22 protein-coding genes are annotated in these 19,957 nt (G+C 73.9%); 8 read left to right on the forward strand and 14 right to left on the reverse strand.

The genetic code is table 11. The annotated features are described in order from the left end of the window. Window positions 1-80 precede the first annotated feature (80 nt). From ACWCHM_RS17100 to thrS, 3 genes are all read right to left on the reverse strand, one after another. The gene (locus ACWCHM_RS17100) at window positions 81-884 is read right to left on the reverse strand and encodes a CG0192-related protein (RefSeq protein WP_454219012.1); all 804 of its coding nucleotides are present in this window, start codon (window positions 882-884) and stop codon (window positions 81-83) included. 27 nt (window positions 885-911) lie between these two features. Continuing rightward, window positions 912-1,484 (reverse strand): HIT family protein, encoded by a 573-nt coding sequence (locus tag ACWCHM_RS17105; protein ID WP_454219013.1) that lies wholly within the window; start codon window positions 1,482-1,484, stop codon window positions 912-914. Between the two features lie 69 nt (window positions 1,485-1,553). Continuing rightward, on the reverse strand, window positions 1,554-3,557 hold the full coding sequence (gene thrS / locus ACWCHM_RS17110) for a threonine--tRNA ligase (RefSeq protein WP_454219014.1): 2,004 nt from the start codon (window positions 3,555-3,557) through the stop codon (window positions 1,554-1,556). A 211-nt stretch (window positions 3,558-3,768) separates the two neighbouring features. Between thrS and ACWCHM_RS17115 the strand changes: the two genes are divergently transcribed. After that, a complete protein-coding gene (locus ACWCHM_RS17115; protein WP_454219015.1) occupies window positions 3,769-4,647 on the forward strand; it encodes a DUF1775 domain-containing protein in 879 nt (292 codons plus the stop codon). Window positions 4,648-4,756: 109 nt separating this feature from the next. Here ACWCHM_RS17115 and ACWCHM_RS17120 read toward each other — a convergent pair whose 3' ends face one another. After that, complete coding sequence (locus ACWCHM_RS17120; RefSeq protein ID WP_454219016.1) at window positions 4,757-5,680, reverse strand: ADP-ribosylglycohydrolase family protein; 924 nt, start codon at window positions 5,678-5,680, stop codon at window positions 4,757-4,759. A 73-nt stretch (window positions 5,681-5,753) separates the two neighbouring features. Here ACWCHM_RS17120 and ACWCHM_RS17125 point away from each other — a divergent pair, with 73 nt between their 5' ends. After that, window positions 5,754-6,443 (forward strand): response regulator transcription factor, encoded by a 690-nt coding sequence (locus ACWCHM_RS17125; protein WP_204961325.1) that lies wholly within the window; start codon window positions 5,754-5,756, stop codon window positions 6,441-6,443. 29 nt (window positions 6,444-6,472) lie between these two features. After that, window positions 6,473-7,876, forward strand: coding sequence for a HAMP domain-containing sensor histidine kinase (locus tag ACWCHM_RS17130; RefSeq protein ID WP_204961324.1), 1,404 nt, complete (start codon window positions 6,473-6,475; stop codon window positions 7,874-7,876). A 225-nt stretch (window positions 7,877-8,101) separates the two neighbouring features. On the opposite strand, the gene ACWCHM_RS17135 is transcribed toward ACWCHM_RS17130, so the two are convergent. Further along, window positions 8,102-9,121, reverse strand: coding sequence for an adenosine deaminase (locus ACWCHM_RS17135; RefSeq protein WP_454219017.1), 1,020 nt, complete (start codon window positions 9,119-9,121; stop codon window positions 8,102-8,104). Continuing rightward, window positions 9,118-9,912 (reverse strand): trans-aconitate 2-methyltransferase, encoded by a 795-nt coding sequence (locus ACWCHM_RS17140; protein ID WP_454223097.1) that lies wholly within the window; start codon window positions 9,910-9,912, stop codon window positions 9,118-9,120. The genes ACWCHM_RS17135 and ACWCHM_RS17140 overlap by 4 nt, the downstream gene beginning before the upstream one ends. Before the next feature lie 85 nt (window positions 9,913-9,997). Between ACWCHM_RS17140 and ACWCHM_RS17145 the strand changes: the two genes are divergently transcribed. Then, window positions 9,998-10,981 carry an aldo/keto reductase gene (locus tag ACWCHM_RS17145; RefSeq protein ID WP_281898974.1) on the forward strand — a complete coding sequence of 328 codons (984 nt, stop codon included), beginning with the start codon at window positions 9,998-10,000 and terminating at the stop codon, window positions 10,979-10,981. Between the two features lie 88 nt (window positions 10,982-11,069). Continuing rightward, on the forward strand, window positions 11,070-11,264 hold the full coding sequence (locus ACWCHM_RS17150) for a hypothetical protein (protein WP_281898976.1): 195 nt from the start codon (window positions 11,070-11,072) through the stop codon (window positions 11,262-11,264). Window positions 11,265-11,399: 135 nt separating this feature from the next. On the opposite strand, the gene ACWCHM_RS17155 is transcribed toward ACWCHM_RS17150, so the two are convergent. The 7 genes from ACWCHM_RS17155 to ACWCHM_RS17185 all read right to left on the reverse strand — a co-directional run bounded on the left by ACWCHM_RS17155 (window position 11,400) and on the right by ACWCHM_RS17185 (window position 15,769). Beyond that, window positions 11,400-11,603 (reverse strand): cold-shock protein, encoded by a 204-nt coding sequence (locus tag ACWCHM_RS17155; protein ID WP_011905669.1) that lies wholly within the window; start codon window positions 11,601-11,603, stop codon window positions 11,400-11,402. A 348-nt stretch (window positions 11,604-11,951) separates the two neighbouring features. Then, window positions 11,952-12,224, reverse strand: coding sequence for a DUF4235 domain-containing protein (locus ACWCHM_RS17160; RefSeq protein ID WP_281898981.1), 273 nt, complete (start codon window positions 12,222-12,224; stop codon window positions 11,952-11,954). Next, on the reverse strand, window positions 12,221-12,586 hold the full coding sequence (locus ACWCHM_RS17165) for a DUF3618 domain-containing protein (RefSeq protein ID WP_281898983.1): 366 nt from the start codon (window positions 12,584-12,586) through the stop codon (window positions 12,221-12,223). The genes ACWCHM_RS17160 and ACWCHM_RS17165 overlap by 4 nt, the downstream gene beginning before the upstream one ends. Beyond that, the gene (locus ACWCHM_RS17170) at window positions 12,583-13,017 is read right to left on the reverse strand and encodes a phage holin family protein (RefSeq protein ID WP_145918853.1); all 435 of its coding nucleotides are present in this window, start codon (window positions 13,015-13,017) and stop codon (window positions 12,583-12,585) included. Before ACWCHM_RS17170 ends, ACWCHM_RS17165 begins: the two co-directional genes overlap by 4 nt. A gap of 188 nt (window positions 13,018-13,205) precedes the next feature. Further along, window positions 13,206-14,444 (reverse strand): mechanosensitive ion channel family protein, encoded by a 1,239-nt coding sequence (locus ACWCHM_RS17175; RefSeq protein ID WP_204961319.1) that lies wholly within the window; start codon window positions 14,442-14,444, stop codon window positions 13,206-13,208. Window positions 14,445-14,524: 80 nt separating this feature from the next. Then, entirely contained in the window at window positions 14,525-15,346 is an 822-nt protein-coding gene (locus ACWCHM_RS17180; RefSeq protein WP_204961318.1) for a DUF1206 domain-containing protein, read from the reverse strand. A gap of 60 nt (window positions 15,347-15,406) precedes the next feature. After that, on the reverse strand, window positions 15,407-15,769 hold the full coding sequence (locus ACWCHM_RS17185; protein WP_204961317.1) for a hypothetical protein: 363 nt from the start codon (window positions 15,767-15,769) through the stop codon (window positions 15,407-15,409). Window positions 15,770-15,848: 79 nt separating this feature from the next. On the opposite strand from ACWCHM_RS17185, the gene ACWCHM_RS17190 reads away from it, so the two are divergent. Then, entirely contained in the window at window positions 15,849-17,075 is a 1,227-nt protein-coding gene (locus tag ACWCHM_RS17190) for a cysteine desulfurase-like protein (protein ID WP_281898988.1), read from the forward strand. 18 nt (window positions 17,076-17,093) lie between these two features. Here the strand turns inward: ACWCHM_RS17190 and ACWCHM_RS17195 are convergent, their stop codons facing one another. Beyond that, window positions 17,094-18,581 (reverse strand): glycoside hydrolase family 3 protein, encoded by a 1,488-nt coding sequence (locus tag ACWCHM_RS17195; RefSeq protein WP_281898990.1) that lies wholly within the window; start codon window positions 18,579-18,581, stop codon window positions 17,094-17,096. 139 nt (window positions 18,582-18,720) lie between these two features. On the opposite strand from ACWCHM_RS17195, the gene ACWCHM_RS17200 reads away from it, so the two are divergent. After that, a complete protein-coding gene (locus ACWCHM_RS17200; RefSeq protein ID WP_255470159.1) occupies window positions 18,721-18,846 on the forward strand; it encodes a hypothetical protein in 126 nt (41 codons plus the stop codon). 96 nt (window positions 18,847-18,942) lie between these two features. Next, window positions 18,943-19,893: a TIGR03557 family F420-dependent LLM class oxidoreductase gene (locus tag ACWCHM_RS17205; protein ID WP_204961314.1), complete on the forward strand. Its 951-nt coding sequence runs from the start codon at window positions 18,943-18,945 to the stop codon at window positions 19,891-19,893. Window positions 19,894-19,957 lie beyond the last annotated feature (64 nt).

Consider the following 19,957-nt stretch of genomic DNA (forward strand, 5'->3'; position numbering starts at 1 on the left):
GTACGGCGGGCGAACCTGACCCAGTGTGCCCGATCGACCACATGCGACACCCCGGCGGACGCACCGCCCCCGGGCCACGGTCAGCGGGGCAGGACCCGGGCCAGCGGCAACGGCGTCGACTGGCCCGGCCAGGACCCGGTCAGCGTGCCACCCTCCGACCCCCCACCGGACAGGCCGACGCCGGAAAGGCCGGCCCCGGGCAGACCGACGCCGGAAAGGCCACCCCCGGACAGGCCGACGCCGGAAAGGCCACCCCCGGACAGGCCGGCCCCGGGAATGCCGACGTCGGACGGGCCACCGCCGGTAAGGCCGGCCCCGGACGGGCCGACGCCGGACGGGCCGACGCCGGAGAGCCGGCGGGCGACGGCCAGGTCGACGGTGTCGGCACCGATCACGGTCGGGTCGCCGTCGTGTACCTGGCGCACCGCGCCGACGACGGGGAGCACGGCGCGGCCGGTGCCGGCGACCGTCATGGACGGTGGGCGGGGCTCGCGTCCCGCGTCGGTCTCGAAGTACTCCTCGGCCTGGCCGACGCCGGTCCCGATCGCGGTGGCCAGGGCGGCGGCGTAGACCGGGTCGCCGCAGGCGTCGTAGACCCAGCGGGGGCCGAGCACCGAGTGCCGCGTGGTTCCGACCAGCCACCGCTCGGCGTCGGCCAGCGGCGCGCCCCGGTAGGTCAGCGGAACCTGGTAGACGGGCGAGTCACCGATCCGGACGAGTATCGTCTCGATGCCCACCTCGCCGGCCGGGTCGTCGAAGCGGTAGGCGGCCACCCGGACCGGCTCGCCAGCGGCCGGGCCCGCGTACCACGGCCGGCCGGGCAGCCAGCCGGCCAGGAGTTCGAGCTTGCTCGGGCTGATCTCCGCCCGGTGCAGCAGCGCCATCGTCGTGTCCTCCAGGTGGCGGGGCGGTCAGGACGGCCAGGCGCGGGCGAGTAGCTCGCGGGTCTCGGAGAGCAGTTGCGGCAGCACCTTCGTGCGGCCGATCACCGGCATGAAGTTGATGTCCCCGCCCCATCGGGGCACCACGTGCTGGTGCAGGTGGGCGGCGATGCCGGCGCCGGCCACCCCGCCCTGGTTCATCCCCAGGTTGAACCCGTGTGCGCTGCTGACCTGCCGGACCACCCGCATCGCGGTCTGGGTGAACGCCGCCAGCTCCACCGTCTCGGCCTGGTCGAGGGCGGTGTAGTCGGCCACGTGCCGGTAGGGGCAGACCAGCAGGTGCCCCGGGTTGTACGGATAGAGGTTGAGCACCGCGAAGACGTGCGTGCCGCGGGCCACCACCAGGCTGCGTTCCGGCGGCAGGCCGGGGGCCAGGCAGAACGGACAGCCGGCGGGCTTCTCGTAGCCTCCCTCGGGGCGGTCCTCCCCGGAGATGTACGTCATCCGGTGCGGGGTCCAGAGCCGGTCGAGTCCGTCCGCCAGGCCGTCGTCCGCCGGGCCGTGGTCCGTGTCGCCGTCGAGGTGCCGCTCCGCCCCAGTCACACGCCGATCCTACGATCTCCCGCGCCGACCGCCACCGGTCGCGGGTACGCGGCCGGTGGCGGGCCGGGGTCAGCTACCTGCGGACGGGCCGGCGTTAGCCCGCGAGGAGACCACGTCGAGCACGTGGTCGACCGCCTCGGCGACCGGTACCCCGTTGCGCTGGGAACCGTCGCGGTAGCGGAACGAGACGGTGCCGGCGGCCACGTCGTCGTCCCCGGCGATCACCATGAACGGGATCTTCTGCTGCTGGGCGGTGCGGATCTTCTTCTGCATCCGGTCGTCACCGGCGTCGACCTGGGCCCGGATGCCCTTGGCGCGCAGCGCCGCGACGAAGCCGTGCAGGTAGTCGGTGTGGTCCTCGCGGATCGGGATGCCGACCACCTGCACTGGGGCCAGCCAGGCCGGGAACGCCCCGGCGTAGTGCTCGGTGAGCACCCCGAAGAACCGCTCGATCGACCCGAACAGCGCCCGGTGGATCATCACCGGCCGCTGCCGGCTGCCGTCGGCCGCCTGGTACTCCAGGCCGAACCGCTCGGGCAGGTTGAAGTCGACCTGGATGGTGGACATCTGCCAGGTCCGGCCGATGGCGTCCCTGGCCTGGACGGAGATCTTCGGCCCGTAGAACGCCGCGCCGCCCGGGTCGGGCACCAGGTGCAGGCCGGATTCCTCGGCGGCCGAGCTCAGCGCCTCGGTGGCCCGCTCCCAGTTCTCGTCGGTGCCGACCGACTTGTCCGGGTTACGGGTGGACAGTTCCAGGTAGAAGTCGTCCAGGCCGTAGTCGCGCAGCAGCTCCAGGACGAAGGCGAGCAGCGATTTCAGCTCGCCTGCCATCTGCTCCTCGGTGCAGAAGATGTGCGCGTCGTCCTGGGTCATGCCCCGGACCCGGGTCAGGCCGTGCACCACACCCGACTTCTCGTACCGGTAGACCGTGCCGAACTCGAACATCCGCAGCGGCAGTTCCCGGTAGGAGCGGCCCCGGGACCGGAAGATCAGGTCGTGCATCGGGCAGTTCATCGGCTTGAGGTAGTAGTTCGCCCCCTCCACCTCCATGGGGGGGAACATCCCGTCGGCGTACCAGTCGAGGTGACCGGAGACCTCGTACAGGTGGCCCTTGGTGATGTGCGGGGTGTTGACGAACGAGTAGCCGGCCTCCTCGTGCTTGACCCGCGAGTAGTTCTCCATCTCCCGGCGGATGATGCCGCCCTTGGGGTGGAACACCGCCAGGCCGGAGCCCAGTTCGTCGGGGAAGCTGAACAGGTCGAGGTCGACCCCGAGCTTGCGGTGGTCGCGCCGGGCGGCCTCCTCCAGCAGCTTCAGGTACGCCTTCAGCTCGTCGCGGGTCGGCCAGGCGGTGCCGTACACCCGCTGGAGCTGCGGGTTCTTCTCGCTGCCCCGCCAGTAGGCGGCGGCCGAACGCATCAGCTTGAACGCGCCGATCAGCCTGGTGTTCGGCAGGTGCGGGCCCCGGCACAGGTCCGACCAGCAGACCTTGTCCTCGCTGGCGGCGAGGTTGTCGTAGATGGTCAGCTCGCCGCCGCCCACCTCCATCACCTCGCTGGTGTCCAGCCCCTCGCCCTTGACGTCGATCAGTTCGAGTTTGAACGGCTCGGCGGCCAGTTCGGCCTTCGCCTCGTCCAGGCTGCCGAAGCGGCGACGGCGGAACCGCTGGCCGGACTTGACGATCTCCTGCATCCGCTTTTCCAGCTTGGCCAGGTCATCGGGCTGGAACGGCTTGTCGACGGCGAAGTCGTAGTAGAAGCCGTTCTCGATCGGCGGGCCGATGCCCAGCTTGGCCTCGGGGAAGACGTCCTGCACGGCCTGGGCGAGCACGTGCGCGGTGGAGTGCCGCAGCACGTTGAGCCCGTCCGGCGAGTCGAGGCCGACCGGTTCGACGGTGGTGTCCTCGGCGGGGGTCCAGTCCAGGTCGCGGAGCTGGCCCTGCGGGTCGCGGACCACCACGACCGCCTTCGGGCCGGCGGCGGGCAGCCCGGCCGCGGCCACCGCGTCGGCCGCCGTCGTCCCGGCGGCCACGACGACGGGGTCGGCCACGACGGGGGTACGGGGTGCGGACACGGTGAACTCCTCAACGGCAGGCGGCACGGATGGGCCGGACGCGCCGGCTGCTTCGATGCTATCGGTCCCGCCGTCACCCCCGGTCGCCGGGAAAGGAAGCCCGGTCCCGCTGTCGACCCGCACCGGCGTTGAACCTTTTCGGCTCGCCGTCCGAACTACCAGGTGTGGCCGGAGCCGGTGTCGGCCACGGCGAGACGGATGGGGGCGGAAGATGACGACGACCCGTGGCGGCGTCCGGCGACGTCGGGGCGTGCTGGTGCTGGCGGCGGTGGCGGCCGGGGTGTTCGGTGCCCCGGGCGTGGCGCTGGCGGACGGGCTGTCGGCCAGCCCGAGCCAGGCGGTGCAGGGCGACGCGGTGGAGCTGACGTTCGTGGTGCCCGAGCAGCGGCCCGGCGCGCGCACCGAGAAGATCGAGTTCAGGCTGCCGCCGGACGCCCCGATCGGCGAGGTGTACCCGCTGTCGGTGGACGGCTGGGCGCCCCTGATCACCTCCCGTGAGCTGGCCGCGCCGGTGGCCGGGATCCACGCCCCCTCGGTGAGCACGGTGACCTCGGCGGTGGTCTGGACCCGGGGCGCCGGGCCGGCGGTGGCGGGTCCGGCCCGGCTGTCGGTGGCCATGGGCCCGCTGCCGCAGACCGACCGGATGACCTTCGAGGTGGTGCAGACGTACTCCGACGGGACGGTGGTGCGCTGGGCCGATCCGGCCGGGGGTGGGCATCCCGCCCCGACGCTGGCGCTGGTGCCGCCGGCTCCCGGTGCCGCCACCGGGCACCACGGCGGCCCGGCCGACGGGACGGACGCCCAGGCGGCCCCGGACGCCGAGACCGCACCGGCCGGCGACGACGACGGCGGTCCCAGTGCGGACCTGCTGCTCGGCGGTGGCCTGGTGGTCGGGTTGGGCGGCGGCGCGGTGATCGGCTGGGTGGCGAGCCGCTCCCGCCGTCGGGCCGCCGCCGACGCGGAGCCCGACGGGGACGACGAGGCGACGTCGGACACCGGCTCCGTCCCGGCCGCCCGGGGCTGGCGTCTCGACGGGCAGACCCCGGGTGAACCCGCCGCCAGCGACCCCGAGCGGGTGGCGGCACGCTGAGCGCCGACCGTCGCCACCCCGGCCGGCCGCACCGTCGGGTCGGCAGCCACCTGCACTGCCGCCGGGCCGACAGCCCACCACGTACGGGCTGACCCGGCCGCACCGGCAGTCAGTTCAGCCAGTCCGGCAGCGCCTCCCGGGCGGCCACCCAGTCGGCGGGCACCCCGCCGGGCGTGCCGACCCCGGTGTGGCCGCCGACGATCCCGCCGACGATCGCGGCGGTGGTGTCGACGTCGCCGCCCGCCTCGACGCAGGCGCGGATGGCGGCCGGGTAGTCGGTCAGGTGGGTGGCGACCACCCAGAGGGTGAAGGGGACTGTGTCCTGGGCGGTCACCCTGGCCCCGTTGCCCAGCACCGCGACGGCCTCGTCGAGGCCGCGACCGAGCAGGCCGATCGCCCGGCGTATCCCCCGGTGCACCGTGCTGGCCGGGTCGACCGCCCCGGCGACGGTGGTGAGCAGCCGGTTCACGTCGGGGCGGGGCTCCCCGTCCAGCCGGGTGCGGACGGCGAGGGAGGCGGCGACGGCCACCGCGACCGCACCGGCGATCCCCTCCGGGTGGGCGTGGGTGACCTCGGCGCTGACCCGGGCCCGGGACGCCGCGCGGGTGGTCGAGTCGGCGTACCAGACGCCGAGCGGGGCGACCCGCATCGCCGCGCCGTTGCCGCAGGAGCCCTGACCGTCGAAGGCCGACGCGGCGGCCACCGGCCACGGGGTGCCGGTACGGATCAGCCGCAGGATGCCCACCGCACCCGGCCCGTAGCCCCGGTAGGGCTCGGCCCGGTTGGCGAAGGCCAGCGCCAACCGGTCGGCGTCGACGTCGCCGTGGGCGGCCAGCTCGGCCAGCACCGAGCAGGCCATCTCGGTGTCGTCGGTCCACTGCCAGGGCGGCGGGGGCAACCGGCCGGCCGCGAGGTCGTCGGGTCGCCGGCCCGGGACGAAGAACTGCGAACCGAGGGCGTCGCCGACGGACAGCCCGGCGAGGCTGTCGCGGGCCAACGCCAACCGGGCGTCGGGAAAGAGGGTGAACGGCATCGTCGTACCATTTTGCCCGGTTCGCGGATGTGCCGCAACGCGGCCGACTTGCCACGGGCAGTACGGTGCTGACGTGGCCACCGTGCTCCTGGTCGAAGACGACCACGTCGTCCGCGGCGCGATGCTGCGCTCGCTCAGCGAACGGGGGCATGCGGTGCACGCGGTCGGCACAGCCCTGGACGCGCTGCGCCGGGTCGCCGCTGAGACACCCGATCTGGTCGTGCTCGACCTGGGCCTGCCCGATCTCGACGGGTCGGACGCGCTGCGGATGCTGCGTGGCATCACCGACGTGCCGATCATCATCGCCACCGCCCGCGACGACGAGCAGTCGGTGGTCCGGCTGCTGCGGGCCGGCGCGGACGACTACATGGTCAAGCCGTTCACCGGCGCCCACCTGGACGCCCGGATCACCACCGTGCTGCGCCGGGTCGGCCGGGCCAGCCGTACCGTCGCGCCGGCCGTGCACACCGTCAGCGGCCTGCGGGTGGACGTGGGCGAGCGCAGCGCGGTGCTCGACGGGGAGCCGCTGGCGCTCACCCGTAAGGAATTCGACCTGCTGGCGTATCTGGCGGCGCGGCCCGGCCGGGTGGTGTCCCGGCGGGAACTCTTGGAGGAGGTATGGCGCCAACCGTCGGTCGGCGAGGACCAGACCATCGACGTGCACCTGTACTGGCTGCGTCGAAAGATGGGCGAGTCCGCGGCGAAGCCGCGCTACCTGCGCACCGTGCGGGGGGTGGGGTTCCGGCTGGTGGCCCCCGACTGAGGCCGGCGCTGGCCGCGTTGACGGCCGGCATGTGCACGCTCGTCGCGTCGGCGTTCCTCGTACCGCTCGGGTTGACCCTGCGCGAGGAGGTGCGCGAGGAGGCGCTGGCCGACGCGGCGCGCCGCGGGGCGCTGGTCACCGGCGCGCTCGCCGTGAGCACCGAGCCGGCGGCGGTCCGCCGCGCGGTCGAGGCGACCGGGGACGACCCGGCGACCCGGCCGGTGGTGCACGGCCTGGCCGGGAAGCAGCCGGCCGGCCGGGTGTCGGCCGACGACCTGGCGCGGGCGCGGGCCGGGGAACAGTCCCGGGTGGTCGAGGTCGACGGTGGGCTGCTGCGGCTCGATCCGGTGGTGCTCGACGGCCGGGTCGCCGTGGTCGAGGTCTTCGTGCCCGACGCCGTCCTCGACGAGGGGGCCGGCGGCACCTGGCTGCTGCTCACCGGGGTGGCCGTGGCGTTGGTCGGCGCGGCGGTGGTCGTGGTGGACCGGGTCGCCGCGCGGGCTGTCGACGCCACCCGGGCCCTGGTCCGCGCCGCGCTCGCCGTGGGTGACGGTGACCTGGGGGTACGGGTCGAGCCGAGCGGCCCGCGCGAGCTGGCCGAGGCGGGGTACGCGTTCAACCGGATGGCCGACCGGATGGCCGCCGCCCGTACCGACGAACGGGAGTTGGTGGCGGACCTGTCACACCGGCTGCGTACCCCGTTGACGGTGCTGCGGCTCGACGCCGAGGGGTTGGACTCCGACGACACCAGCGTCGGCTCGTTCAGCCCGGCGGAGCTGGACCGGCGGCGGACGATCCGGCGCATCCGGCAGGCGATCGTCACCCTGGAGGGCGAGATCGACGTGCTGATCAAGACGACCCGTAAAGCGGTGGCGCACGAGGCCGGGCCGGCCGAGTGCGACGTCAGCGAGGTGGTCCGGGACCGGATGGTGTTCTGGGCGGCGCTGGCCGGCGACCAGAACCGCCCGCACCGGGTCAGCGGCGCGCAGTTGCGGATTCCGGTGCCGGTGCCCCGGGCCGAGCTGGCCGCCGCCCTGGACGCGGTGATCGGCAACGTCTTCCGCTACACCCCGCAGGGCACCGCGTTCGAGGTGGCCGTCTCCCGCCGGGACGGGTACGTGGCGATCCGGATCGACGACGCCGGGCCGGGCATCGCGAACCCGGACCGGGCGTTGCGGCGCGGGGCCAGCGACCAGGGCTCGACCGGGTTGGGGCTGGACATCGCGCGGCGGGTGGCGTTGCAGGCCAACGGCTCGGTCAGCCTCGACCGGGCCCGGCTGGGCGGGGCGAGCGTGGTGATGCTGCTGGCCGATCCGCAGGCCACGCCCCGGCAGGTCAACCGGTTCGGTCTGGTGGGCCGGATGGCGCGGGAGGCCCGGGAGCAGAAGGGCGGGGGCCGCCGCTGGCCCCGGCAGCGTCCCACCGACGGCTGAGCAACCGGCGCTGCCTGTGCTGTGGCGCAAGGTTTCCTTAGATCCGGATTAACGACGGCCACCCGGGGCCGGCGGGCTGACAGGATCGCACCCGAACCCATCAGTTCCACCGGCCTGTCGCCCCTGACACCACCGGCCGGTGGATCGGTACGCGCGGCGGGGGCACGGTCCCCCACACCAGCTCCCGCCGCGTGTACACCAATCCTCCCGGTCACCCGTGACGGTTCAGCGGGTCGCCACGAAGGCGTCGATCTCGGCGATGATCCGGGCCTGCCCGGCCGCATCGAGGAACGACGCGGACACCGCTTCCCGGGCCAGCGCCGCGAGCCCCTCGGGTCCGGCGTCGAGCAGTCGGGCGGCGACGGCGTACTCGTCGTTGAGGGTGGTGCCGAACATCGGCGGGTCGTCGGAGTTGATGGTGACCCGGACGCCCGCGTCGACCAGTTGCCGCAGCGGGTGCTCCTCGATCCGGGCGACGGCCCGGGTCCGCACGTTGGACGTCGGGCAGACCTCCAGCGGGATGCGCCGCTCGGCCAGGTGGGCGAGCAGTTCCGGGTCGTGCGCGGCGGAGATGCCGTGGCCGATCCGCTCGGCGCCCAGTTCGCGCAGGGCGTCCCAGATGGTCTGCGGGCCGGTGGTCTCCCCGGCGTGCGGGACGGAGTGCAGCCCGGCCGCCCGCGCCTGGTCGAAGTACGGCTTGAACTGTGGTCGGGGCACCCCGATCTCGGGGCCGCCGAGCCCGAAGGCGACCAGCCCGTCGGGGCGTTCGTCGAGGCTGATCCGCAGGGTCTGCTCGGCGGCCGGCAGGCCGGCCTCGCCGGGGATGTCGAAGCACCAGCGCAGCGCGATGCCGAAGTCGGCCTCGGCGCGGCGGCGGGCGTCCTCGATGGCCTCGCAGAACGCCGGTGCGGGGATGCCCCGGCGGACGTGCGAGTAGGGGGTGACGGTCAGCTCGGCGTAGCGGACCTGCTGACGGGCCAGTTCCCGGGCCACCTCGTGGGTGAGCAGCCAGACGTCGTCGGGGTCGCGGATCAGGTCGACGACGCTGAGGTAGATCTCGACGAAGTGGGCGAAGTCGCGGAACGCGAAGTAGTCGGCGAGCGCGTCCGGGTCCGCGGGTACGGGGCTGCGTCCCTCGTGCCGGGCGGCCAGTTCGGCGACGATCCGGGGGGATGCGGAGCCCACGTGGTGCACGTGCAGCTCCACCTTGGGCAGTTCGGCGATGAAGGCGGACAGGTCGGTCACTGCTGCTCCTTGTGCCGGTCGCCCGTACGGGCGACCACGAAGATCCGACGGAACGGGAAGTACACCTGACCCTGCCGTACCGGGTACGCGTGGGCCAACAGGTTCTCCAGCGCGGCGCGGAACCCGGCGAGGGCGGTGTCGTCCAGGACCGCCCGCACGGGGCGCAGGGCGGTGCCGTCCAGCCAGGTCAGCACGGGGTGTTCGGCGTCGGTGGGGGCGGGCAGCCGGTGCAGGTAGGTGGTCTCCCAGGCGTCGACCGCGCAGCCCGCGGCGGTCAGCGCGGTGGCGTACCCGACCGGGTCGTCGACGGGGTCCTCGCGCAGCAGCGGCCGGACGGTGGCCGCCCAGCGGGGGTCTTCGGCGACCTCGCGCAGCGCCCGGTGCGAGGGGCCGGCGAAGTTGCCGGGCACCTGGAACGCCAGCCAGCCGCCGGGCGGCAGCGCGTGCGCCCAGCGGCGCAGCAGGGCCTGGTGGTCGGGCACCCACTGGAGCACCGCGTTGGCGACCAGCACGTCCACGTCGGGGGCGGGACGCCAGTCGGTGACGTCGCCGACGGTGAAGTCGACGGCGGTGTCGAGGGTCCGGGCCCGGTCGATCATCTCGGGGGACGAGTCGAGGCCGGTGATCCGGGCGTGCGGCCAGCGGCGGGCGAGGGTCGCGGTCAGGGTGCCCGGACCGCAGCCGAGGTCGACCACCGCGCGCGGCCGGTCGGCGTCGACCCGGGCCAGCAGGTCGTGGAACGGGCGGGACCGTTCGTCGTCGTAGCGCAGGTACGTGCCCGGATCCCACATGACCAACCCCCAAACCGTACGTACGTTTTGTTACAAGGTACGGCCGGCGCTGCGCCCCGGCAAGCAGGTCACTAGGCTCGACGGCATGGAACAGCGCAGCTTCGACCGGCTCGGCCGGCAGGTGGGTGTGGTCGGCCTCGGGGCCTGGCAGCTCGGCGCGGACTGGGGACAGGTCAGCGAGAGCGACGCCCTGGCCGTCCTCGCCGCCGCCGTGGAGTCCGGCGTCACCTTCCTCGACACCGCCGACGTCTACGGCGACGGCCGCAGCGAGCAGCTGATCGGGCGGTTCCTGCGGGACAACCCCGGACACGGGCTCACCGTCGCCACCAAGATGGGCCGCCGGGTGCCGCAGACGCCGCAGGCGTACACCCTGGACAACTTCCGGGCCTGGACCGACCGGTCCCGGGCCAACCTCGACGTGGACACCCTCGACCTGGTGCAGCTGCACTGCCCGCCCACCGAGGTCTTCGCCGACGACCGGGTCTTCGACGGCCTCGACACCCTCGTCGCCGAGAAGCGGATCGCCGGGTACGGCGTCAGCGTCGAGACCTGCGACCAGGCGCTCACCGCGATCGCCCGGCCGGGGGTGGCCAGCGTGCAGATCATCCTGAACGCGGTCCGGCTCAAGCCGCTCGACGAGGTGCTGCCGGCCGCCGCCGCGGCCGGCGTCGGGATCATCGCCCGGGTGCCGCTGGCCAGCGGCCTGCTCTCCGGCCGCTACGACGAGCACACCACCTTCGCCGCCGACGACCACCGCACCTACAACCGGCACGGGGAGAGCTTCGACGTCGGCGAGACCTTCTCCGGCGTCGACTTCGACCTCGGCCTGACCGTGGTGCGCCGGCTCGCCCCGCTGGTCGGCGACGGGCGCACGATGGCCCAGTTCGCCCTGCGCTGGGTCATCGACCAGCCCGGGGTGACGGTGGTCATCCCCGGCGCGCGCAACCCGGAGCAGGCCCGGGGCAACGCCGCCGCGGCCGGCTCACCCGCGCTCACCGGGGCCGAACTGGACACCGTCCGGTCGGTCTACGACGAGCTGGTCCGGCCCCGGGTGCACGACCGGTGGTGAGCCACGCCGGCCGGGTCGTCGCCTCGGCGCGGTCCGGCCGGCATCCTGGTGACCGGGTCGGATCGACCGGCCTGCGGAGGGGGGACCGGTGAGGGGATGGCTCACGCTCACCCTGGGCCTGTTGGCCGTGGTGGTGGGCGCCGTCTGGACGGTCCAGGGCCTCGGGTACGTCGACGGCAGCCTGATGAGCGACGAGCGGTTGTGGGCCGTCGTCGGGCCGCTGCTGATGCTGGCCGGCCTGGTGCTGCTCTGGCGCGGCCTGCGGGCCCGCCGGCTGCCCTGATGCCCTGCCGGGCTGCGGCCCGGCGGGGAGCGGGACCGACCGATGCGGAAAGCCCCGCGTCCTGAGGGGACACGGGGCTTCTCGTCGATCCGGCTGGCCGGACCACCCGGGCCGGCGGATGCCGACCGGCTTCGCTCAGAGGGGGCGGACCTGCTCGGCCTGCGGACCCTTCTGACCCTGGGCGATCTCGAACTCCACCCGCTGGTTCTCCTCCAGCGTGCGGTAGCCGCTGGTCTGGATGGCCGAGAAGTGGACGAACACGTCAGCACCCCCGCCGTCGACGGTGATGAAGCCGAAGCCCTTGTCAGCGTTGAACCACTTCACGGTTCCCTGCGCCATGTGTATCTCCTTCTAAAACCGGCGGCCGAGCACGCTGTGCGGCCGATTGGCCGTATGCGGGCGGCGACGACCCGGGCGGGCCCCCACAGCGGGAGAACGCTCCGTGCCGACACCGTCTCGCAACAGCGGGGATCAGCAAACCACGTACCCAAAAACCTTGCACAGCCTAATCGACGAAATTCTCCGACATGTGACCTGACGGATGCCCGACGCACGCTGGCCGGGTCGTCCGACCCGGGCGAAAGGCCCCCCGTCCGTCGATGCGCACGAGGGGCCACAGGTCGTCATCACCATCCGGTAGGACAGCCGTCGCGGCTGGTCACCAGGGGTACGGCCGGTCGCGGCTGGTCAGTCGGGCCAGCGCCCGGTCAGCCGCCGGACGCCGACCGCGCCACCCCGGTCCACCGCCGCGCGGACGACCGAGAAGATCGCCCCCTGCAACGCCGCCGCCGCGAGGATCTCGCCCCAGCGGCGGTCCTCGTCGGTGGGGTTGGGTGCCTCGCCGTCCCCGGCGGTCGCCTTCCACACCTGCCGGAAGATCGCCCCGGCCAGCGCGCCGGCCGCCAGTCCCAGCACCACCCCGACCGGCTTGTACGCGGTCCTGCCGATGCCCTTGCTCACCTGCGCCTCCCCCGAACGATCAACAACACCACCACGGCGGCCACCGCACCTGCCGCTATCGTCGCCCACGGCACCGGATCGCGCCGCACCGCCACCGACCTGTCGTACGCCTGGGTCCGGGCCCGGTCGACGCTCTGCGCCGCCTGCTCCCGTACCCGGGCCACGGTCGACGCGGCCTGCTCGCGTACCCGCTCGCGCGCCTGTTCCGCCGAGTCCTTCAGCCGGGCCTTGACGTCGGCCTTGGCGGCCAGCAGTTCCATGGTCTCGCCCAGTTCCACCCGGGTGCGCCGGATCTCCTCGCGCAGCGCCTCGGTGTCGCCCGTGCCGTTGCCGTTGCCGTTGCTGCCCGTCGTGCCGGTCATGCCCGTCCCCTGTCCTTCACCGCGGCGGCGACCGTGTCCACGTCCGCACGGACGCTGCGGACCGTCGCCTCCGGCATCGGGGGGACCGCGTGGCTGACCTGCTTCTTCCCCACCAGGGCGAGCACCCCGGCGACGAGGAAGAGCACCACCGCCACGATCAGCGCCGCCGCCCACGCGGGCAGCACCAGGGCCAGCAGCAGGATCACGGCGGTGACCAGTGCGCCGAGCCCGTACAGGGCCAGCGCTCCACCGCCGCCGAACAGGCCGATCCCGATCCCGGCGTGTTTGCCCTTCTGGGTCAGTTCCGCCCGGGCCAGGGCCAGCTCGTCCCGGACCAGTCGGGAGACCTGCTCGGTGGCCCGCTGCACCAGTTCGGCGGTGGACGGCTCGCTCCCGGTCCGGGACGTGCGGTGGTTCGCGACGTCAGCCATGCTGTCCTCCTTTCGTCATCACCGCGCTGTATGCCCGGAGCCGCCGTCCGTCAATCCTGCAATCCTGCGCACGGTGACCAACCACATCTGACCGCAGGTCGGGCCGGGGCGTCCGGCAAAACGCCGAAGCGGGTACGACACGGCCCCCGCGACCGGCGGTCGCGGGGGCCGTACGGGCTGCGGACGGCTCAGCGGCGGGCGTCGGCCCCCGGGTCGGCCCCGACGGTGACGGCCTCGCCCCGGGCGTCCTGGTCCGGGCCGACGAACGCCTCACTGCGGGCGTCGCCGTCGTCGCTGCCACCGAAGACCCGCGCGTCGTCGGGCAGCTCCCCCTCGGCGCGGCGGTTGACCTGGCGGCGCGGCGGCACCCACTGCCAGGGCAGGCTGCCGGCGGCGTCGCCCACCTCGGCGCGGGTCCGGGGCAGCGCGGTCGGCCGGTGGTCCCGGACCCAGCCGACCAGGTGCTCCCGCACCAGGCACCGCAGGTCCCACAGGCTGCCCGCGTCGGCGGCGCTGACCAGGGCACGCACCTTGATCGCGCCACCGGTGGCGTCGGTGACCTGGAGCACGCAGACCCGGCCGTCCCACAGGTCGGTGCCCTCCACCAACCGGCGTAGCTCCTCCCGCATCGACTGCACCGGCACCGACCAGTCGAGGTGGAACTCGGCGGTGCCGAGCACCGCCGCCTCGGTCCGGGTCCAGTTCTGGAACGGGGTGCTGGTGAAGTACGAGGTGGGCAGGATCAGTCGCCGGTCGTCCCAGATCTGGACCACCACGTAGCTGAGCGTCAACTCCTCGATCCGGCCCCACTCCCCCTCGACCACCACCACGTCGTCGAGGCGGACGGCGTCGCTGAACGCGAGCTGGAGGCCGGCGATGACGTTGCCGAGCAGGCTCTGCGCGGCCAGCGCGGCGACCACGCCGACCACACCGGCGCTGGTGAGCACGCCCGCGCCGACGCCGCGTACCGCCGGGAAGGTCATCAGCATCACGCCGACGGCGAGCACCACGATCACCACGATGGTCAGCCGACGCAGCAGCACCACCTGGGTGCGTACCCGCCGGACGTGCCGGTTGTCGGGCACGTCGACCCGGAGGAACCGGGCCAGCGCGGTGTCCTCGGCCACCACCAGCAGCGAGGCGACCAGCCAGGCCACCGCGGCGACCACGCCCAGCACCAGGACGTGCAGCACGGCCTGCCGCCACCCGGTGCCCACCGCGTAGCCGGTGGTCCAGCGGACCGCGAACTGGACGGCCACCACCGTGCCGGCCACCTGCAACGGCCGGTGCACGTGCGTGGTCAGCTCCGTCATCAGGTGCGACCGGCGGCCCAGCCGCCTGATCACCCGGTGTACCACCTCGACGAGCAACAGAGCGATCGCCGCCGCGGTGGCCGCGGCGGCGATCGTCTCGAGGTAGTCCTGCACGTGGTTGTCTCCCTCCGGCCGGGCTGATCGCTATCGGGCAAAGGCCCAATGGTGCCCGGCGTTTCCGGTATCGACCAGGCTCAGATCTTGCGGAACCGGGACTGGAAGAAGCAGTAGACCCCGAACGCGGCGATGCCGAGCGCCATCAGCGCCAGGATGAACGGCCCGTACGGCTGATCCCGCAGGGTACGCAGCGCGGCGTCCAGGCCACGCGCCTTCTCCGGGTCGTAGTTGATCGCCGCGACGACGATCAGCAGACCGGCGACGGCGAACACCGCACCCCGGGCGATGTAACCGGCCATGCCCAGCCGGCGGACCGTCTGCCGGGTCTTGCCGTTCATCTCGTTGGTCTTGAGGTTCCGCTCGAACTTCTTCTTGTAGCCGTAGATCACCATGCCGATGCCGACGGCGGCGAGCACCAGACCGGCGAGCCCGACCAGCCCACGGCCACCGCTGGAGGCCATCAGCTTCTCGCTGAACTGCTCCTGCTGGTCGGCGCTGTTGGAGCTGGCGTCCTGGACCACCTTGATCGAGGTCCAGGCGAGCCAGAGGAAGACGACGGTACGGACGCCCGAGGCGATCCGCTCGAAGAGGCGTTCCTTGCCGCGCTTGGCGTGGTGGCCGACGGCCGCCTCCAGGGCCTGCCAGATGGCCATCGCGATCAGGCCGACGGCGATCGCGATCAACAGGAACTTGCCCATCGGCTGGGCGCCCAGGGCGCGCAGGGCACCGTTCTGGTTGCCCTCCTCGCCGGAGCCGGCGAAGGCGATCTGGAGGATGACCCAGGCGAAGAGCAGGTGGACGATCCCGTAGCCGATGAAACCGGCCCGGGCGAGGAGTTCCAGCCAGCGGCTGTCCGCGGTGCGGGCGGCGGTGGCTTCGGCGTTCCGGGTGAGTGACATGGGGCCACAATCTCCGTTTGCGGAGATCCCCAAACGTGGTGTGCCGCGCTCCCGGGCAGGTCAGCTGCCGGCGTTGCGCGCCACCCGGATCTGCACCTGCTGGTCGGTGACGCTGTCCAGGGTGACCGCGAAACCGCCCACCTCGGTGGCCTGCTGGCCGATGGTGAGCGAGAGCTGCTCGCCGGCCACCTCGACGGTCACCTGGTCGCCCTGCGCGCCGATCAGCTTCGCCTCGACGCCGAGGATGGAGGCACGGGCGTCCACGCCCCGGTCGAAGGTGACCGTGCAGGCGTCCAGGCCGCAGTCGGTGTCGGCGCCGTCGGAGCTGCATCCGGCCAGCACCGCCACGCCGAGCGCCAGGCCGGCCAGCAGGCCGGCGGTCCGCCGGAGGGGGGTGGGGGTGGTGGCGCTTCGCTTCGTCACCCGACCAAGGGTACGAGACGCCGCCCACCCCGGCACCCGGCTGGATCTTCGGGTCGGGTGCGCGGGCTAGGGTCCGGGCATGCCGTTCGACATCACCCGCACCCGGGACGCGTACCCCGCGCTCGCCGAGGGTTTCGCCCACTTCGACGGTGCCGGTGGCACCCAGACCCCCCGGTCGGTGATCGACGCGGTGGCCGACGCGATGCGGATCGCGGTGGGCAACCGCAGCACCGCCTTCCTGCCCGGCCGCCGGTCACTGGAACTGGTCACGGGGGCCCGGACGGCGGTGGCCGACCTGCTGGGCGTCACCCCGGACGGGGTGGTGCTCGGGCCGAGCGCGACAGCGCTGACGTACACCCTGGCCCGGACGCTGGGCGCGGACTGGGGCCCCGGGGACGAGGTGGTGGTCTCCCGGCTCGACCACGACGCCAACGTGCGGCCCTGGGTGCAGGCGGCCGGGGCGGCGGGGGCGACCGTACGCTGGGCCGAGTTCGACCCGGCCACCGGTGAGCTGCCCGCCGGGCAGTACGCCGACCTGGTCGGCGCGCGGACCCGGCTGGTGGCGGTGACCGCCGGCAGCAACGCCACCGGCACCATGCCGGACGTGGCGGCGATCGCCGCGACGGCCCACGCGGCCGGTGCGTTGGTCTGTGTGGACGGGGTGCACTCGGTGCCGCACGGCCCCACCGACCTGGCCGCCACGGGTGCCGACTTCCTGGTCACCAGCGCCTATAAGTGGTCCGGGCCGCACCTGGCCGCGATGGTGGCGGACCCGGCCCGGTGGGCGCGGTTGCGTCCGGCCAAGCTGGTCCCCTCCTCCGACGCGGTGCCCGACCGGTTCGAGGCCGGCACGCCGAGTTTCCCGCTGCTCGCCGGGGTGGCCGCCGCCGTCGACCACCTGGCCGGACTGGACCCGACGGCCACCGGGGACCGGCGGGCCCGGGTCCGCGCCGGGCTGGCCGCCGCGCAGGCGTACGAGGGGGCGCTGTTCGCCCGGCTGGTCGGTGGCCTGGCCGCCCGGCCGGCGGTCACCGTCCTGCCGGCCGGGGTGCGGCGCTGCCCGACCGTGTCGTTCCGGGTGGCCGGGTGGACGCCGGCCGCCCTGGCCGCCGCGTTGGGCGCCGCCGGGCTCTGCCTGTCCAGTGGGGACTACTACGCGTACGAGTACTTCCAGGCGCTCGGGTTGCGCGACAGCGGCGGTGCCGTGCGGGCGAGCGTCTACCACTACAACACCGTCGACGAGGTGGACCGGCTGCTGGCCGAACTGGACCGGCTGGCCGAACAGGGGGAACCGGCGGGCCGGTGAGCCGCGTGGGCGGGTCGGTCAGCGGCCTGCGGTGAGCAGTTCGGCGGCGGCGCGGGTGGCGGCCCGGGTCGCGCCGTGGGTGGCCAGGTGCAGCCCGCCGGTGACCAGCTCGGGCAGGCCGAGTTCGACGACGACGGCGTCCGGCCGGGTGGCCAGCGCCCGGTCGACCGCGGCCCGCATCCACGGGTGCCGGTGCAGGTCCCGCACGACCAGCACCAGTGGCCGGCCGGCCGCCCCGGCGGTCGGGTCGGCGGGCAGGTCGGCCTCGGCGAGCCGGACGGTGGTGGTGCCGGGCAGCAGGTCGGCCAGGGGCGCCCCGAGGCCCCACGGGGTCTCCGCGCCGATCGCGATGTTGTGCGGTGCGGCGAACTCGACCACGTGCGCGGCAGCGGTCAGCGGCAGCCGGCCGACCGCGTCGCCGCTGACCCGTACCGCCCGGCGGGCGGCGTTCAGGCCGACCGGCGAGCCGTCGGCGGGGCGCGGGGCGGCATCGGGCCGCCCGGCGCGGGCGGCGGTGCTCCACTCGGCGAGCTGACCGACCCGCTTGGCGGCCTCGGCGAGGCGTTCCTCGGGCAGCTCACCGGCGAGCACCGCGGCCACGATCGCGTCGCGCAGGTAGCGGGCGGTGGCCTCGTCGGCGCGTTCGCCGCCGACGCAGATCGCGTCGGCCCCGGCGGCGAGGGCACGTACGGCGGTGCCGGCGAAGCCGTACCGGTCGGCGACGGCGCGCATCTCCACCGCGTCGGTGACCACCACGCCGGAGAAGCCCAGTTCCTCGCGGAGCAGGTCGCCGAGGATGCGCGGGCTGAGGGTGGCCGGCAGGTCGGGGTCGAGGGCGGGGACCAGCAGGTGCCCGGTCATCACCGCCTGCACGCCGGCGGCGACGGCGGCCCGGAACGGGACCAGCTCACCGGCGTCCAGGCGGGCCCGGCTGGCGGCGATCCGGGGCAGGTCGTGGTGGGAGTCGACCCGGGTGTCGCCGTGGCCGGGGAAGTGCTTGGCGCAGGCGGCGACGCCGGCGGACTGCAGGCCGCGCACCCAGGCGGCGGTGTGCCGGGCCACCAGGTGTGGGTCGGCGCCGAAGGACCGCACCCCGATCACCGGGTTGGCCGGGTTGATGTTGACGTCGGCGTCCGGGGCGTAGTTGAGGGTGACGCCGAGGTCGGCGAGTTCGACGCCGAGGTCGCGGGCCACGTCCTCGGTGAGCGTCGGGTCGTCGACCGCGCCGAGGGCGAGGTTGCCGGGGCGGGAGCTGCCCCGGCCGGACTCGATCCGGGTGACGTCGCCGGCTTCCTCGTCGATGGCCACCAGCACGTCGGGGCGTTCGGCGCGCAGCGTGGCGGTGAGCGCGGCCACCTGGTGCGGGTCGACGACGTTGCGGGCGAACAGCACCACCGCGCCGAGCCCGTCGGCCAGCCACCGGCGGACCCAGTCGGGCGGGGTGGTGCCGACGAAGCCGGGTTGCAGGACGGTGGCGGCCAGACCCGCCAGGTTGCGCTCGTTCATCCGGCCCCGGTACCCCCGTCGCGTGTCGACGGCCCGGTGCCGTCGCGGTGCTGTCATGGTCACACCGGGCGAGGTAATAGTCAATAAACCTTACTGTTACTGTCTGGCGTCGGTCGGGGCGACGTGCCACAGTGCGGGGATGGACCTGCCGCCGCTCGCCGACGCCACCTCGCCTGCCGACATCCCCGGCGTACGCCTGCTCGGTCTGGTGGTCGGCGGGTTGCTGCTGCTGGCCGCCATCCGGGCCATGTTCGGCCGCCGCTGAGATCGACCGCCGCCGACCGACTGATCCCGCACCGGCCGGGGTACCGGTAGCGGGACGTCACGCCGCACCCGGCGGCGCGCCCAGCGAGGGGGCACGATGAGGATCGGCTATTTCCTGTCCAGCGAGGAGTTCACCCCGGCGCAACTGCTGGAGCAGGCCCGGGCCGCCGAACGAGCCGGCTTCCAGGCACTGTGGATCTCCGACCACTACCACCCGTGGACGGACGCCCAGGGGCAGAGTCCCTTCGTCTGGTCCGTCATCGGGGCGCTGAGCCAGGTCACCACGCTGCCGGTGAGCACCGCGGTGACCTGTCCGACGGTCCGCATCCACCCGGCGGTGCTGGCGCAGGCGGCGGCGACCAGCGCGGTCATGCACGCCGGCCGGTTCGTCCTCGGCGTCGGCACCGGCGAGGCACTCAACGAGCACATCCTCGGCGACGCCTGGCCACAGACCGACGTCCGGCTGGAGATGCTGGAGGAGGCCGTGGCGGTGATGCGGGAACTGTGGCGGGGCGACTTCGTCAACCACCACGGCCGGCACTACACGGTGGAGCACGCCCGCGTCTACACGCTGCCCGACGCACCCCCGCCGGTGTACGTCTCCGGCTTCGGCCCCAAGGCCGTCGACCTGGCCGCCCGGATCGGCGACGGCTACGTCAGCATGATGCCCGACGGCGACCTGGTCAGCCGGTTCCGGGACAACGGCGGCGGCGACAAGCCGTGCCAGGCCGGCTTCAAGGCCGCGTACGCCGACACCGAGGACGAGGGCGCGCGGATCGCGTACGAGACGTGGCCCAACGCCGGGGTGCCCGGCGAGCTGTCCCAGGTGCTGCCCTCCCCCAGGCACTTCGAGCAGGCGGCCCAACTGGTCACACCGGACCAGGTGCGGCAGGGCTTCGTCTGCGGCAACAGCGCCGACGCCCACCTGGAGATGATCGACAGGTACGCCAAGGCCGGCTTCGACGAGGTCTACGTGGGCAACGCCGGTCCGCACTGGCAGGGACTGTTCGACCTCTACCAGCGCGAGGTGCTCCCCCACCTGCGCTGAACCCGCCCGCCCCGACCACGGGTCACCGGCGCACCCCCGCCGACGGTGACCCGTGGTCGATCGC

The organism is Micromonospora sp. SCSIO 07396 (genome assembly GCF_053667945.1).

Coding starts and splice junctions, on each gene's coding strand:
- ACWCHM_RS17205 (WP_204961314.1), top strand. CDS start 18,943: ATGAGGATCGGCTATTTCCTGTCCAGCGAGGAGTTCACCCCGGCGCAA.
- ACWCHM_RS17130 (WP_204961324.1), top strand. CDS start 6,473: ATGTGCACGCTCGTCGCGTCGGCGTTCCTCGTACCGCTCGGGTTGACC.
- ACWCHM_RS17145 (WP_281898974.1), top strand. CDS start 9,998: ATGGAACAGCGCAGCTTCGACCGGCTCGGCCGGCAGGTGGGTGTGGTC.
- ACWCHM_RS17190 (WP_281898988.1), top strand. CDS start 15,849: ATGCCGTTCGACATCACCCGCACCCGGGACGCGTACCCCGCGCTCGCC.
- ACWCHM_RS17180 (WP_204961318.1), bottom strand. CDS start 15,346: ATGTCACTCACCCGGAACGCCGAAGCCACCGCCGCCCGCACCGCGGAC.
- ACWCHM_RS17100 (WP_454219012.1), bottom strand. CDS start 884: ATGGCGCTGCTGCACCGGGCGGAGATCAGCCCGAGCAAGCTCGAACTC.
- ACWCHM_RS17115 (WP_454219015.1), top strand. CDS start 3,769: ATGACGACGACCCGTGGCGGCGTCCGGCGACGTCGGGGCGTGCTGGTG.
- ACWCHM_RS17120 (WP_454219016.1), bottom strand. CDS start 5,680: ATGCCGTTCACCCTCTTTCCCGACGCCCGGTTGGCGTTGGCCCGCGAC.
- ACWCHM_RS17140 (WP_454223097.1), bottom strand. CDS start 9,912: ATGTGGGATCCGGGCACGTACCTGCGCTACGACGACGAACGGTCCCGC.
- ACWCHM_RS17155 (WP_011905669.1), bottom strand. CDS start 11,603: ATGGCGCAGGGAACCGTGAAGTGGTTCAACGCTGACAAGGGCTTCGGC.
- ACWCHM_RS17200 (WP_255470159.1), top strand. CDS start 18,721: ATGGACCTGCCGCCGCTCGCCGACGCCACCTCGCCTGCCGACATCCCC.
- ACWCHM_RS17195 (WP_281898990.1), bottom strand. CDS start 18,581: ATGAACGAGCGCAACCTGGCGGGTCTGGCCGCCACCGTCCTGCAACCC.
- ACWCHM_RS17170 (WP_145918853.1), bottom strand. CDS start 13,017: ATGGCTGACGTCGCGAACCACCGCACGTCCCGGACCGGGAGCGAGCCG.
- ACWCHM_RS17165 (WP_281898983.1), bottom strand. CDS start 12,586: ATGACCGGCACGACGGGCAGCAACGGCAACGGCAACGGCACGGGCGAC.